Raw genomic sequence first — 13,670 nt, forward strand, 5'->3', positions numbered from 1 at the left:
TTCCCTGATGAACCGTCTGTTCCTGATCGCGGCCCTCGCCATCGCCTATATCGGCGTGCCGCTGCTGTTCGGCGGCAACGCCTATGTGCTGGGGCTGATCGTCGCGGCGCTGACCATCGCCGGTGTGGCGGTGGCCTGGGCGCTGCTGGGCAACCTCGGCGGCATGGTCAGCTTCGGGCACGCCGCCTTCTTCGGCGTCGGCTCCTACACCTCGGCCGTGCTGGCGATGAAGCTGGGGGTGCCCGTCTTCGCCGCCATGCTGCTGGGCGGGGTGGGGGCGGCGGTGTCGTCCATCGCCATGCTGCCGGCGCTGCGGCTGCGCGGTCCCTATTTCGCGCTCGCCATCCTCGCCTACGCCCACATCTTCCAGATCCTGGCGACCGAGATGACCTCGGTCACCGGCGGGGCCGGCGGGCTGCTGTCGATCCCGCGCTTCCCCACCGTGCTGGGCTTCGAGTTCGGCGAGAAGCTGGGCGGCTACCTCATCATCCTGACCATCGTCGTGCTGGCGGCGCTCGCCTATGACGCCATCCGGCGCAGCACCTGGGGCCTTGCGCTGAAGGCGATGCACGACACCGAGGTGGCGACCCGCGTCGTCGGCGTGCCCAGCACCCACCTGAAGGCGGCGATGCTGGTGCTGTCGGCCTTCATCACCGGGGTGGTCGGCGCCTTCAACGCCCATTTCATCAGCTTCCTCGATCCTGATTACGCCTTCTCCAGCGGTTGGACCGTGCTGCCCATCGCCGCGGCAATCTTCGGCGGCTATCGCACGGTGTGGGGTCCGGTGGTCGGGGCGCTGGCGATCTATCTGGTCGACCAGTTGCTGTTCAAGCCGATCCTGCCGCACGGCCACCAGATGATCCTCGGCGTGCTGCTCTGCGCCATGATCCTGTTCAGCCCCGGCGGGTTGATGCCGGCCCTGCGCCGCCGCCCGGTGAAGGAGAACCGCCATGCTCACGCTTGAAGGCGTCCAGGTCAATTTCGGCGGCGTCCAGGCATTGAAGAGCGCCAGCTTCTCCGTCGCGGAAGGCGAGAGCATCGGTCTGGTCGGCCCGAACGGCGCCGGCAAGACCACCCTGTTCAACGTCATCTCCGGCGTGGTGCGGCCGACCGCCGGGCGCCTGGACTTCTGCGGCACCTCGCTGCTGAAGTTGCCGGAATGGAAGCGGGCGCGGCTCGGCATCGGCCGCAGCTTCCAAATCCCGCGCCCCTTCGGTCACTGCACGGTGCGGGAGAACCTGCTGGTCGCCCAGCGCTTCGGCGCCGGGAAAAAGGACCCGAAGCGGATCGACGAGATCCTCGACATCCTGAACCTGCGCGACAAGGCCGACCGCGATGCCACCACCGAACTGGCGTTGACCGAGCACAAGGCACTGGAGGTGGGCAAGGCCCTGGCGACAGAGCCCAGCCTGCTCCTGCTCGACGAGGTGTTGGCCGGGCTGGAGACCAGCAGCAAGCGCGCCTTCATGGAGCGCTTGGCGGCGGTACGCGACCGCTACCGCCTCGCCATGGTCATCATCGAGCATGACATCGCCACCATCGCAGCGCTCTGCCCGCGGGTGCTGGTGCTGAATTTCGGCCAGATCATCGCCGACGGCTCCCCCGACGCGGTGTTCCGCGACCCGGAGGTGATCCGCAGCTACACCGGCGAAACCACACTTGCGGAGGCGTCATGACCAACGCGCTCGACATCCTGACGCTTCGGGCCGGTTATGGCGCGATCAATGTGCTGTGGGACGTCTCGCTGTCGGTGGAGACCGGCAAGACCACGGTGATCGTCGGCCCGAACGGCGCCGGCAAGACCACGCTGCTGCGCGCCATCATGGGTCTGGTACCCGCCACCGCGGGCGACATCCGCGTCGACGGGCAGAGCCGCAAGGCGATGAAGACCTGGGACCGGGTGGCCGACGGGGTGGTGATGATTCCGGAAGGCCGGATGATCTTCCCCGACATGACGGTGGAGGACAACCTGATGATGGGCGCCTTCCCGCGCGGCTGCCGCAAGGACTGGAAGCGCAACAAGGCGATGGTCATGGACATGTTCCCCCGGCTGGCGGAACGGCGCGGCCAGATCGCCGGCACCCTGTCGGGCGGCGAGGCGCAGATGCTCGCCATCGGCCGCGGCCTGATGGAGCAGCCGCGCGTCTGCCTGATCGACGAGCCGTCGCTGGGCCTCGCCCCCGTGGTGGTGGACGAGATCTTCCGCATCCTGGCCCGGCTGCGGGCGGAGGGGCTCACCATCCTGCTGGTGGAACAGAACACCAGCCGCGCGCTGAAGATCGCCGACCATGTCTATCTGATGCAGTCCGGCAAGGTGGTGCTGTCCGAACGCGGCGACCGGGTGGACCTGGAGCGCCTGCACGCGCTTTACTTCGCACACGAAACAGCCGCGTGATGGGACAGGGTATGGACGATCTGATGAACGGGGAGCCGGAATCCGGCTTCCAGCGCCTGCTGGGCTACGCCTTGAATCGCTGGGAGGACGGGGCGGCGGAACTCACCATGGTCATCGACGAGCGACACCTGAACCGGGCCGGCGTCGTGCATGGCGGGGTGATGACGACGCTTTTGGACACGGTTTCCGGATTCTCGGCAACATACTGTCCCTTCCCCGGCCGGGTGCGGCGGGTGGTGACGCTGTCGCTGTCGACCAGCTTCCTGGGACAGGCGCGCACCGGTACGCTGGTCGCCACCGGCCGGCTGCGCGGCGGCGGGCGCAAGATCGTGGGCGTGGCGGCGGAACTCCGCCACGGCGACACCGGAGCCCTGATCGCCACGTCGGAAGGCATGTTCAAATACCGGCCGGGCAGCGAGAACCGGGAGGGGACCGAGCTATGAGTGGACAATTGACCGTCGCGCGCCAAGGCCGCGTGATGGTGCTGACGATGGACGACGCGGCCACCAAGAACGCGCTGGGGCCGGAGATGATGGTCGCCGCGCGCGACGCGCTGGCCCAGGCGGCCGAGGATCCGGGGGTGGGCGCCATCGTGCTGACCGGGGCCAACGGCAGCTTCTGCTCCGGCGGCAATCTCGGCCGGCTGCTCGGCAATGCCAAGGCCGACCCGGAGGTGACGCGCGCCAGCCTTGAACGCTTCCATGGCTGGACCCGCGCCATGCGCGCCTGCCCGAAGCCGGTGATCGCCGCCGTCGAGGGGGCCGCCGCCGGAGCCGGCTTCTCCGTCGCGCTCGGCTGCGACCTGATCGTCGCGGCGGAGGATGCGGTGTTCACGCTGGCCTACGTGAAGGTCGGCCTGAACCCGGATGGCGGCGCATCCGCCTTCCTCGCCCGCGCGGCGACGCCGCAGCTCGCCGCCGAGATCATGTTCGAGGGCGGGAGGATCGGCGCGGCGCGGCTGGCCCAGCTCGCCATCGTCAACCGGGTGGTTGCGCCCGGTACCGCGCTTGCCGAAGCCCTGGCCTGGGCGGAGCGTTTGGCCGAGGGGCCGACGCTCGCCATCGGCCGGGCCAAGCGCCTGATCGAAAGCGGTTTCGGCGCGCCCGACGACCAGCTCGACCGCGAGGCCGCCTTCTTCGTAGAGGCCCTGCACGGAGCGGAGGCGGCGGAGGGCATCACCGCCTTCTTCGAGAAGCGCGCTCCCAACTATCCCAGAGGCTGAGCTTATCGTCAGGCCAGCAACGACAGGGTAGGATCGGGCGGGGTGGGGGCTGCATCTTCCAGGGAACGGGCGACGTCGGCCGGCGCGCCCGGCAGCCTCAATGGCTCCGGCCGCCCGGCAAAATACAGGTCGGTGCCCCCGTCCGCCGTCGCCCGCAGATAGGCCACCGCAATCGGGTTTACCAGAACGGTTTCCCCGGTCGTATCGGTCAGTTCAACGAATGACATTGCATCTTTCCTCTCTCGCGTACGGGTAAAACAGCCCGAAATGGTGTATGTTTCCATCCCGGACGTTCAGTGAGGCGGCATACCCGTAAGGGAGTACCCCTTAGACCTCTTGAACGGAGCGGAACCGCGACAAACATGGGCGGTTCAGTTGATCGAAGCCGAACGCGCTTCGAAAACCGGACGGGACGGGCTATAAGCCCGCACCGTCAATCAAGGGAGCATGCCGTCTTGAAGTTGCTTGTCGTCGAGGACGATCCGCTGATCGGTCCGGCCGTGAAGGCCGTTCTGGAGAATGCGGGCTATACCGTGGTTGGACCGCTGCGCGATGCCGTGAAGGCCGCGCGGGTCGGTGCCCGCGAATGTCCCGACCTGGCGCTGGTCGACGTCAATCTCGCCGGGGGTGAGAATGGTCTCGTGCTCGCCCGGCGGCTGTGGGAGGAAAACGGCGTTCCGTCGCTGCTGATGACCGGCTTCGACCACCATGCGGCCGAAGCCCGCGAATTCGCGATGGGCCTGCTGCGCAAGCCGGTGATGCCGGACGCGCTGGTCCAGGCCGTCGGCGCGGCGGGTGAAATCCTGGGTGGCCTGCGGCCGTCCTCCACGCCGGCCGCGCTGGAAATCTTCCACGGCTCCGTCGCCACCACCGCCAGCCTGAGCGCCGCCAACCTGCCCAAGGCACGCACGGCCTGACCGGTCCTCCTCACGCATCGTCCTCCTGAGAACGCCCGCCCTTCGGTGGGCGTTTTCTTTTTGCGGGCGAGACGCCGACGCAATGATTGCCGACTGCCGCTGTTGGTTGCGTGGATGACGGAGACGACCCCGGCTCCGCCCACGGATTTCGATGTTTCCGGACAACAGCAGCCCGGCCGCCGGCAGACCGGCGTCGAGGGGCACGCACAGCGAAAGGACCTGTCATGAAGAGCCTGATGATCGGCACCGCCGCCGCTCTCGCCCTGATGGCCGCCCCGGCCTTCGCCGACAGCAGCGGTTCCATCTCCGGCAGCCCCGCCGCGACCAGCGCCGGTCCAAGCACCAACGCCAACCAGACCAACCCGCCCTGCACCTCCAACAACCAGCTGGGTTGCGGCAGCATGGGCGGCGTCGACAGCAACAGCAGCGCGACCAGCGGCTCCAGCGGCTCGTCCTCCAGCGGGTCTGCCATGGGCAGCGGCTCGATGGGCACCGGCTCCGACGGCGCGGTCGGCACGCAGCAGCCGTCGGGCTCCATGGGCGGTTCGACCGGCGGTTCCACTTCGGGCACCGGCAGCACGACCCGCTGACCTTCGCAGTCCCGACAAAGAAATAGGGCGCGCGAGCGATCGCGCGCCCTTTTCTCTCGGCTTCGGCGTCAGCCTTCCTGCGACAGCAGGGCAACCGGCAGATCGGCGAACAGCGTCGCCGCCATCACCGTGTCGCCGCCCTCCACCTCCGCCCCGGTCAACCGGTTGCGCCAGCGGCTGCCACGCGGCAGCGGGATCGCGGTGTTTCCCCAATCCGGGCTGTCGCCCAACTGCCCGACCAGCCGCGGCACCGCCACCAGCACCGTATCGTCGCCGCTGCGGCGGGCGTAGGCCACCACATGGTCGGCGCGGTCACCGGTCGCCTCCAGCGGCAGATACTCGCCGGCGCTGAAGACCTCCGGCAGCTCCGCACGCACCGCCAGAGCCTGCCGGGTCACCGCCAGCTTCACCGCGCCATCGGTCCAGCGCTCCAGTAGGGCGGGCACGGCGCCGCGCTCCACCACATCCTCGACCTCGTCCAGCAGCTTGCGGCAGGCGTCGTAATCCACCGGCAGGCGGTTGTCGGGATCGACGAGGCTGAGATTCCACAGCTCGCAACCCTGGTAGATGTCGGGCACACCGGGGCTGGTCAGCTTCAGCAGGGCCTGGGACAGTCCATTGACCATGCCGATGCGCGCCAGCGCCGCCTGGAAGGGCAGGAAGGCCTCCAGGAAGGCGTTGCGGCGGGTCACGTCCAACGCATCATGGATGAAGCTGACGACAGCCCCCTCATAGGTCTCGTTCGGCGCCGCCCAGGTCGAATGGACCTTGGCCTCGCGCATCGACTTGGTCATGGCGCCGACGATGCGCTCGGCGAAGGCGGTCATCGCCGGCTGGTCGATCTGCTCCACCGAGGCGCCGGTCAGTTCCACCGGCCAAGCACCGAGCAGAAGTTGATAGAACAGATACTCGTCGTTGCGGTCGGGCGGGGCGGTGCCCTCCACGTCGCCGCGGCGGGCGCGCAGAAGACGGCTCCAGGTCTGCACTTGCCGCTCCCACTCCTCCGGCATCTCCGACAGGGCGTAGAGGCGGGCGCGGGTGTCCTCGCCGCGCTTGGTGTCGTGGGTGGTGCTGGCCAGCATGTTGTTCGGCCAGTTGCGGGCACGGTCCTGGTTGGCACGATGGAAGGCGGAGACGCTGACGCCGAAATGGTCGGGATGGCCGCCGACCTCGTTCAGCGCCACCAGCCGGTTGTAGCGGTAGAAGGCGGTGTCCTCCAGCCCCTTCGCCATCACCGGCCCGCTATACTGCTGGAACCGCATGGCGAAGCGGGTGACCTGCCGATGGCTGTAGCCGCTCTTGGGAGCCGCCACCAGATCGGTGGTCAGCAACCGCTGCAGGAAATCATAGACCGAGCCGTCCGGCCCCTGTTCCACCCGCCGCGCCTGGGAGATCGCCCAGTCGATGTCGCGGCGGTCGAGGTCGCTCGGCACGCCGCCGTCGACATAGGTGCGATAGACCGGGAAGCGGGCGATGGTCTCCTTCAGCGCCTGATGCAGGATGTTGGCGGTAAAGTCGGCGGTGGCTGGGTTGGAGCGGGCGATGCGCGACGCCTTGCGCGACAGCACGTTCAGCTCGCTCGCCATCTCGCTTTCCATGATGCGGATCTTGCACTGGCGCACCACCTCATCGAAATCGTCGCGCCGGCCGATGAAGTCGGCGTAGAGGCGGGTGAAGGCCTCCTCCGCCTTCGGATCGACGAACAGGCCGCCCATCAGGTTGGCATATTCGTAACCGGTGGTGCCGTCGATCGGCCAATCCTCGCGCAGCCGCTCATGCCGGGCGAGGATCTTTTCCACCACCAGATAGAATGGCTTGGAGCTGGCGGCGACCAGCCGCTCGCAATAGCTCTTCGGGTCGATCAGCCCGTCGATGTGGTCGATGCGGATACCGTCGAGCGTGCCGTCCGCCACCATCGCCAGCACCATCCGGTGGGCGACGTCGAACAATTCCGGCTCGTCCATGCGCAGGCCGGCCAGCTCGTTGATGTTGAAGAAGCGGCGATAGTTGATGTCGTCGGCCGCCACCTTGAAATAGGCGACGCGCCAGTTCTGGCGGCCGATCAGATCATGCAGATGGCCCCAGGTGTCGATCTCTCCTTGATAGCCGCGGAAGACCGCAAGCCGCTGGTTGATCGCGTCGGCCACGTCCGTCCGGGTCGCCACCAGAGCCGCCAGTTCCGCCTTCAGGTCGGATGCGCCGCGAAGCTGGTGAGGGTGGGCGTCGTCCAGATGGGTGAAGGCGTCGGCGATCCGCTCCAGATCCGGGTGGTCGCTGCCCAGGATGGTGCCGTAATCCTGCGGACGCACCGGCAGCTTGTGGCTGCCATAGGCCCAGACGGCGAAGCTGCCGGTCTCCGGATCGAAGCGAAGCTCCAGTCCGCCCGACACCAGCACCGCGCCATATTGGTCGCCCAGGAACGGCACCAGGACCTTGCCCTGGAGATAGCGGTAGTCGGATTCCCATTCGATGTCGAAATACCCGGCATACGGGCTGTCCGGACCCCACTCCAGGACATTCAGCCACCATTCGTTGTCGCTGCCGCCGACACCCATATGGTTGGGGACGAAGTCCAGGATCTGGCCCAGGTTGTTGCGCTTCAGCGCCTCCACCAAATCGCGGAAATCGTTCTGGTCGCCGACCTCCGGATTCAGCTCATTGTGGTTGACGATGTCGTAGCCGTGGGTGCTGCCCGGCCGCGCCTTCATGTAGGGGGAGGCGTAAAGATGGCTGACGCCCAGACGGGCGATGTAATCGGTGATGGCGGCGGTGCGGTCGAAGCCGAACTCGCCATTCAGTTGGACCCGGTACGTCGCACGAGGGATGGGCTTGCCGGCGGCGGGGGCCATGGGTGTGTGCTCCTCGGAATAGACGATGGCGGAGTAGGGAAGGGCGTTTTTCAGTTAGCGGCGGACGGGGGAAGAGGACTGGCGCGCCGCGGCCAGGATGTCGGCGACCGCCGCCGGTTCCGGCGCATCGGCCAGTTCCTCCAGCGTCATCGACAGCTTGCGGCGCCAGTTGGGGTACTGGTCGGTGGTCCCCGGCAGATTGACCTGATCGCGCTCGCGGGTCAGGTCGTCCAACTGCGCCACCGCCAGCGCCGCGTTGGTGCGGGCGAGGAAGGCATGAACCGCATGGTCAAGCGCCGCGTCATAGGGGCTGTCCGGCCCGAACCCGACGGGTAGGGCGATGTCGGCGGCGCGCAGGGCATCGACCAGGGCGTTGCGGTCGGCGGCGCGGCGGGCCTGCTGCTTCTCCGCCTCGTCCTCGGCCGGATAGAGACCCTTTTCGGCCTTCAGCACGATGTCGTCGCCCTCCCACCAGCCGCGCAGCGTGGCGAGGTCATGGCTTCCGATGGTGGCGAGCGCCAGTTCCGGATACTCGTCCGGTCCCTTGAAGGCGCCATCCTCCGTCCATTCGAAGAAGACGACCCGGTAGCTCAGCACCCCGGCCTCGGTCATCCGCTCGCGGAAGCCATCGGGCACGGTGCCAAGATCCTCGCCGACGACGAGGCAGCGGTGACGCTGGCTTTCCAGCGCCAGGATGCCCAGCAGGTCTTCCATCGGGTATGCGACATAGGCGCCTTCGCCCGGCGGATGGCCGTCCGGGATCCAGTAGACATGCTGCAATGCCATGACATGGTCGATGCGCAGCGCGCCGGCATGGCGCATGTTGGCGCGCACCAGATCGATGAAGGGCTGATAGCCGGCCGCGCTCAACGCCTGCGGATGGAAGGGCGGCAGCCCCCAATCCTGTCCGGCCGGGTTGAACAGGTCGGGCGGGGCGCCGACATGGGCGGCGTCCACCACCGCCTGCGGCGTCATCCAGGTCTCCGCCCCGCTGGCATCGGCCCCGACCGCGAGGTCGCGGTAGAAGCCGATGGTCATGCCGAGTTCGGTCGCCCTCTCCGCCGCCACGCGCAGTTGATCGTCGGCCAGCCATTGCAGCCAGGCGTAAAAGGCGACCCGGTCGGAATGCTCCTTCGCGAACCGCTCCACCGCCGGTGCGGTGGCGTCATGGTACTCCGCCGGCCATTGGTGCCAGTCGGCCTTGCCCTCTTGCGCGAAGCGTTCCCGCAACGCCTGGAAGGTGGCGAACCGCTCCAACCCGATGCCGCTTTCGGTCCAGAAGGCGTCGAAGGCGGCGCGACGCTCCGGCTTCGCCGAGGTCTGGAAATCGGTGAAGAGCTTTTCCAGGATCGGCAGCTTCAGCCTGGCGACCGCGGCATAATCGACGTGAGTGGTGGACCGCGCCGCCTCCAGCGCATGCCGGAACTCCGGCGATGCCACTTGGCGGCGCAGGCCGGCATCGTCCAGGAACTCCGGCACGGCGGTGACGTCGATGTAGAGCGGGTTCAGGAACAGCCGGCTGGCCGGGGAATAGGGGCTGGCATGGTCCGGATTGTCAAGGAACAGGGCGTGCAGCGGGTTCAGCCCGATCACCGCCGCCCCGCGCGCCGCCGCGATGTCGGCCAGCGTCCGCAAATCGCCGAAATCGCCGATGCCCCAGTCATGGTCGCTGCGCAGGGTGTAGAGCTGCGCCGACAGGCCCCACAGCTTCTCGCCCACCAGCATCGGCGTCGGCAGATGGCAGCGGGCGGGCGCCAGGATCAGGCGGGTTTCCGCTACGCCATGCTCCGTCTCCACCCGCAGCGAGTGGTAACCGGCCTTGTCCAGTTTGCCCAACGGCAGGCGCCGCTCGGCATAGGTCACGTCGCCGGCGGTGATGCAACGGCAGCGCGGCAGGCTGGCGAAGCCGACGACGCCGCTCTGCGTCACTCCGCTTTCCAGCGTCAGGGTATAGCGCAGGGTCCGGGTGCCGTCGGGCAGGGTGATCGGCACGGTGACCGCCGCCCCGGCGCGGCGGACCACCGACGGGGGCAGGGCACGGCCATACTCCTCCTCGTCCAACCGGTCGAGATGGGCAAGGGCCGCGGCCTCGTCGCCCGCCTCCACCCCCATCGCCGATAACAGGGCGCGGATGGTCTCCTCGCTGGCCGTCACGGTTTCCCCTGCGGCATTGTCGAAGGAGCGTTCCACCCCCATGCGATCGGCCAGCCGGTCGAGCGCCGAGGCCTCCTCCAGCCACAGCACCACCGACCACGGGCCGAGCCTGTCGCCCTTGAGACTGTCTCCCTCCGTCCACAGCACGCGGCCCGACGCCTCCGGAAAGCCGGCGGCAGGCGTGTCGCCGAGGTTGGCGAAGGCATGCAGGCGGCTGCCGTCGCCCAGCTTCCAGCAGACGGTCAGCCCGGTCTGCCCGACCGTCTTATGGCTAGACGCCCCGCCGGGAACGCCGTCCAGCCGCGGCACGATCTCCGCCCGGCGCAACGCCAGCGCCCGGCGATACCAGTCGAGCCAGCCGGCATGCTCCGGCCGTGCGCGGGCATCCCAATCCAGCTTCGCCGACTCCATGGTCCCCGGCGAGGTCGGATCCGGGATGCGGGCGCGGGCGTCGGGATTCTGGAATTCGGGGAACTTGGCGAACTCCTCCGCCCGGCCCTTGCGCACCGCCTCCGCCAGTTCCTCGCCGAAGTCGCAGAAGAAGGGGAAGGGCTTGGCCGACGCCCATTCCTCGCCCATGAACAGCATGGGGATGCCGGGACCCAGCAGGTAGAGAATGGTGGCCGCGCGCACCGCCTCGGCCTTGGCGATGTGGGTGATGCGCTCGCCGAAGGCCCGGTTGCCGATCTGGTCGTGGTTCTGGATGAAGGTGACGAAGGCGGTCGGCGGCAGGTGGGCCGACGGCTCCCCGCGCAACTCGCCGTCGCGATAGGCCGAGGGATCGCCCTGGAAGGTGAAGCCCTCCGCCAGCGCGCGGCCCCATTTGGCCGGATCGTGGGCGTAGTCGGCGTAATAGCCGCCATCCTCGCCGGTCGCAGCACTATGCAGGCAATGGTGCAGGTCGTCGTTCCACTGGGCAGTGTGCCAGCGGGGGTCGCCCTCGCGGTGGCGGGCCAGGAAACGCGCCTGATTGGCGTCATTCTCCAGCACCAGATGGACATGGCGCTGGTTCTGGAAATGGTCATGCACCCGCTCCGCCAGTTCCTCCAGAACGTGGCGGTCGCCATCGTCGATGATGGCGTGGACCGCGTCCAGCCGTAGGCCGTCGAGGTGGTATTCCTCCAGCCAGTAAAGCGCATTGTGGACGAAGAAGTCGCGCACCGGCCCGCTGTGCTCGCCGTCGACGTTGATCGCGGCGCCCCAGGGCGTCTTGTGGCGGTCGGTGAAGAAGCTGTTGGCGAAGGCGTGGAGGTAATTCCCCTCCGGTCCGAAATGGTTGTAGACGACGTCGAGGAAGACCATCAGACCGCGGGCATGCGCCTCCTGCACCAGGGTCTTCAGGTCCTCCGGCCGGCCATAGGCGCTGTCCGGCGCGAAGGGCAGCACGCCGTCATAGCCCCAGTTGCGCGAGCCGGGGAAATCGGCTACCGGCATCAGCTCGATGGCGGTGACGCCCAGTTCGACCAGATCGTCCAGCCGCTCAATGGCGGATAGAAAGGTGCCTTCGGGCGTGAAGGTGCCGACATGCAGCTCGTACAGCACCGTCTCGTGCCAGGGGCGGCCGGTCCAGGCGGCGTCGGTCCAGGCATGCACACCAGGGTCGATCACCTCCGAGGAGCCATGCACGTCGTCCGGCTGGAAGCGGGAGGCCGGATCCGGCACCCCCAGCCCGTCCGGCAGGACGAAGCGGTAGCGGCTGCCCGCCTGCGCCCGCGCGGTGGTCAGGCTGAACCAGCCGTCATGCTGCCCCTCCATCGCCAGCGGCGGCCCGCCGTCGTCCAGCGACAGCAGGACGGACGCCGCCGTCGGTGCCCACAGGGAGAAGCGCACAGCCCCGTCGGCCTGGACCTCCGCCCCGAAGGGCATGGAATGGCTGCGGCGGCGCTCGTCCACCGGGGGAATGCGGTCACGGTCGCGGCTGGCGATTTCCGGCCCGGCATCGGCACGGATGATGGCGGTGACGCCGGCCAGCGGGATTCCCACCCAGCCCGGCCGGTTGGCAAGCTCGTATCCGACCTCGTACAGGGCCTTTTCCAGCAGGAACAGCTTCAGCAGCGCCGCGGCGGCATGGGGGTCGCGCGGGAAGCCGGGACAGTCACCGATGGCGGTGCGATAACCGTCGAGGAAGGCCGCCGACGCAGCCCCCTCCCACCAGGACAGCCACGCCGTGCGGGCATCGCGCGACGGGCCGTCAAGGCCGGCCGGGATCCCATCGCGCACCATGGCGGCGGCATAGGCGATGGAGCGCAGCATGCCGGCGACATCGCGCAGGATGCAGTGCTTGGCCCTCCGTTCGGCCAGCGGGCGCATCGGCTCGCCTTCGAAATCGACGATCTGCACGTCACCGCGCGACACCAGCACCTGCCCGAGATGATAGTCGCCGTGCAGCCGCATGGCGCTGAGGTCTGCGGCCGCTGGAATAAGCGCGTCGATCTGCGCCATCACCGCCGGCTCGCTCGCCGCCAGGGCGGTGGCCTGCGCGGCAATCGCCGGGTCCAATGACCGCTTTTCCGTTTGCCCGGCAGCGCGCAGCCGCTCCAGCACGCGCTTCGCCAGGGTCCGCACGCCGCCCGCCCATTCCTTCAGCCGCTCCGCCGTCACCGGCTCGGGCGTGAAGGCGTCGCCGCCGCCGGGGGTGGCGAGCGCCCGGTGAAGCTCCGCCGTCCGCTGCCCCAGCAGTCGCAGGAAGCCGACGCTGTCGGCATCGGCGGCCTGCGCCGTTTCGCTGTCCTCGAAGCTGGCAACGCGGTCGTTCAGATGGCCGATGACATGGCACCAGGCGTCCTTCGCTTCCGGCACAAGCTGCTGCATGACGCACAGCGTGGTGGAGCCGGAGCTGTTGGACCGCTCGACCCAGCCCAGCAGGGCCGGCGTGTTGGGGAACTGCGCCACCTCGGTCAGGAAGCGGCTGACCTCCAGTTCGGGGTGCATGCCGGGTTCCAGCTTGCGCAGCCCCTTCAGGATGGCGGCGTCGCCGATACGGATGGAGGTGTTCGACTGTTCCGCGGTCATCCGGTGCAGCGGGGCGTCGGTATGCAGCCGTTCCGCCAGCGCCTCGCAGGCACGGGTGTGGCCGGCGGTCAGGCCGGCGGACAGCGCCGTTTCGCTTGGCTCGGGATCACGCTTCAGAATGGCGCCCAGCAGCGCACGGACGACGCCGTCATCGGCATAGCCGTCGCGCAGACGCCCCGGAACCGGCAGGTCCTTGGAACCTGCGATCACCGATGCATCCTCGCCGGTGCCGCGGTCGAGGATCAGGGGAAGCTGGTAGAGCTGCGGCTCCTGCCCCGGCGGCTCCACCCGCAACAGGCAGAGCTGGGCCTGCGATCCGCCGGCGAGCGGCAGCGGCAGGGCGTCGACGATGCGCACGACCGGACGTCCGGCGTCCTTCGCCGCGTACCAGCGGCGGGTCAGGAGATGGTCCGGCAGCAGGTCGTCCTGGAGGCGCGACAGAATCCCGCTTTCCAGCGGGTTTGCCAATACAGTCGGCTGGGCATGTGGCTGCGGCGCGGTGGGCACGAGGGCTCCTCCCCTGTTGAGCGC

Annotated in this window: 10 protein-coding genes; 7 read left to right on the top strand and 3 right to left on the bottom strand. The window is 68.5% G+C overall.

Features of this window, described 5'->3' with window-relative positions:
* Positions 1 to 7: 7 nt before the first annotated feature.
* Genes PWS46_RS19340 through PWS46_RS19360 form a run of 5 tightly spaced genes read left to right on the top strand, consistent with a single transcriptional unit; the run spans position 8 to position 3,617 of the window.
* Positions 8 to 964 carry a branched-chain amino acid ABC transporter permease gene (locus PWS46_RS19340; RefSeq protein WP_434622096.1) on the top strand — a complete coding sequence of 319 codons (957 nt, stop codon included), beginning with the start codon at positions 8 to 10 and terminating at the stop codon, positions 962 to 964.
* Positions 951 to 1,676: an ABC transporter ATP-binding protein gene (locus PWS46_RS19345; RefSeq protein ID WP_434622098.1), complete on the top strand. Its 726-nt coding sequence runs from the start codon at positions 951 to 953 to the stop codon at positions 1,674 to 1,676. Before PWS46_RS19340 ends, PWS46_RS19345 begins: the two co-directional genes overlap by 14 nt.
* Positions 1,673 to 2,395 carry an ABC transporter ATP-binding protein gene (locus PWS46_RS19350; protein WP_434622100.1) on the top strand — a complete coding sequence of 241 codons (723 nt, stop codon included), beginning with the start codon at positions 1,673 to 1,675 and terminating at the stop codon, positions 2,393 to 2,395. The genes PWS46_RS19345 and PWS46_RS19350 overlap by 4 nt, the downstream gene beginning before the upstream one ends.
* Before the next feature lie 11 nt (positions 2,396 to 2,406).
* Positions 2,407 to 2,838, top strand: a complete 432-nt coding sequence (locus tag PWS46_RS19355) for a PaaI family thioesterase (RefSeq protein ID WP_434622102.1) — start codon at positions 2,407 to 2,409, stop codon at positions 2,836 to 2,838.
* Complete coding sequence (locus tag PWS46_RS19360) at positions 2,835 to 3,617, top strand: oxepin-CoA hydrolase, alternative type (protein ID WP_434622104.1); 783 nt, start codon at positions 2,835 to 2,837, stop codon at positions 3,615 to 3,617. Before PWS46_RS19355 ends, PWS46_RS19360 begins: the two co-directional genes overlap by 4 nt.
* Before the next feature lie 8 nt (positions 3,618 to 3,625).
* On the opposite strand, the gene PWS46_RS19365 is transcribed toward PWS46_RS19360, so the two are convergent.
* Positions 3,626 to 3,844, bottom strand: coding sequence for a hypothetical protein (locus tag PWS46_RS19365; protein WP_434622106.1), 219 nt, complete (start codon positions 3,842 to 3,844; stop codon positions 3,626 to 3,628).
* Between the two features lie 228 nt (positions 3,845 to 4,072).
* Here PWS46_RS19365 and PWS46_RS19370 point away from each other — a divergent pair, with 228 nt between their 5' ends.
* The gene (locus PWS46_RS19370) at positions 4,073 to 4,534 is read left to right on the top strand and encodes a response regulator (RefSeq protein ID WP_434622108.1); all 462 of its coding nucleotides are present in this window, start codon (positions 4,073 to 4,075) and stop codon (positions 4,532 to 4,534) included.
* Between the two features lie 224 nt (positions 4,535 to 4,758).
* A complete protein-coding gene (locus tag PWS46_RS19375) occupies positions 4,759 to 5,124 on the top strand; it encodes a hypothetical protein (protein ID WP_434622110.1) in 366 nt (121 codons plus the stop codon).
* A 68-nt stretch (positions 5,125 to 5,192) separates the two neighbouring features.
* On the opposite strand, the gene treY is transcribed toward PWS46_RS19375, so the two are convergent.
* Together treY and treZ are read right to left on the bottom strand one after the other, a co-directional pair.
* Positions 5,193 to 7,973: a malto-oligosyltrehalose synthase gene (gene treY, locus PWS46_RS19380; RefSeq protein WP_434622112.1), complete on the bottom strand. Its 2,781-nt coding sequence runs from the start codon at positions 7,971 to 7,973 to the stop codon at positions 5,193 to 5,195.
* A 54-nt stretch (positions 7,974 to 8,027) separates the two neighbouring features.
* Complete coding sequence (treZ, locus tag PWS46_RS19385) at positions 8,028 to 13,646, bottom strand: malto-oligosyltrehalose trehalohydrolase (protein ID WP_434622114.1); 5,619 nt, start codon at positions 13,644 to 13,646, stop codon at positions 8,028 to 8,030.
* Between the last annotated feature and the right edge of the window lie 24 nt (positions 13,647 to 13,670).

The organism is Azospirillum sp. B2RO_4 (assembly GCF_051124815.1).
GTDB lineage: Bacteria > Pseudomonadota > Alphaproteobacteria > Azospirillales > Azospirillaceae > Azospirillum.

Coding starts and splice junctions, on each gene's coding strand:
- PWS46_RS19340 (WP_434622096.1), top strand. CDS start 8: ATGAACCGTCTGTTCCTGATCGCGGCCCTCGCCATCGCCTATATCGGC.
- PWS46_RS19345 (WP_434622098.1), top strand. CDS start 951: ATGCTCACGCTTGAAGGCGTCCAGGTCAATTTCGGCGGCGTCCAGGCA.
- PWS46_RS19350 (WP_434622100.1), top strand. CDS start 1,673: ATGACCAACGCGCTCGACATCCTGACGCTTCGGGCCGGTTATGGCGCG.
- PWS46_RS19355 (WP_434622102.1), top strand. CDS start 2,407: ATGGACGATCTGATGAACGGGGAGCCGGAATCCGGCTTCCAGCGCCTG.
- PWS46_RS19360 (WP_434622104.1), top strand. CDS start 2,835: ATGAGTGGACAATTGACCGTCGCGCGCCAAGGCCGCGTGATGGTGCTG.
- PWS46_RS19365 (WP_434622106.1), bottom strand. CDS start 3,844: ATGTCATTCGTTGAACTGACCGATACGACCGGGGAAACCGTTCTGGTA.
- PWS46_RS19375 (WP_434622110.1), top strand. CDS start 4,759: ATGAAGAGCCTGATGATCGGCACCGCCGCCGCTCTCGCCCTGATGGCC.
- treY (WP_434622112.1), bottom strand. CDS start 7,973: ATGGCCCCCGCCGCCGGCAAGCCCATCCCTCGTGCGACGTACCGGGTC.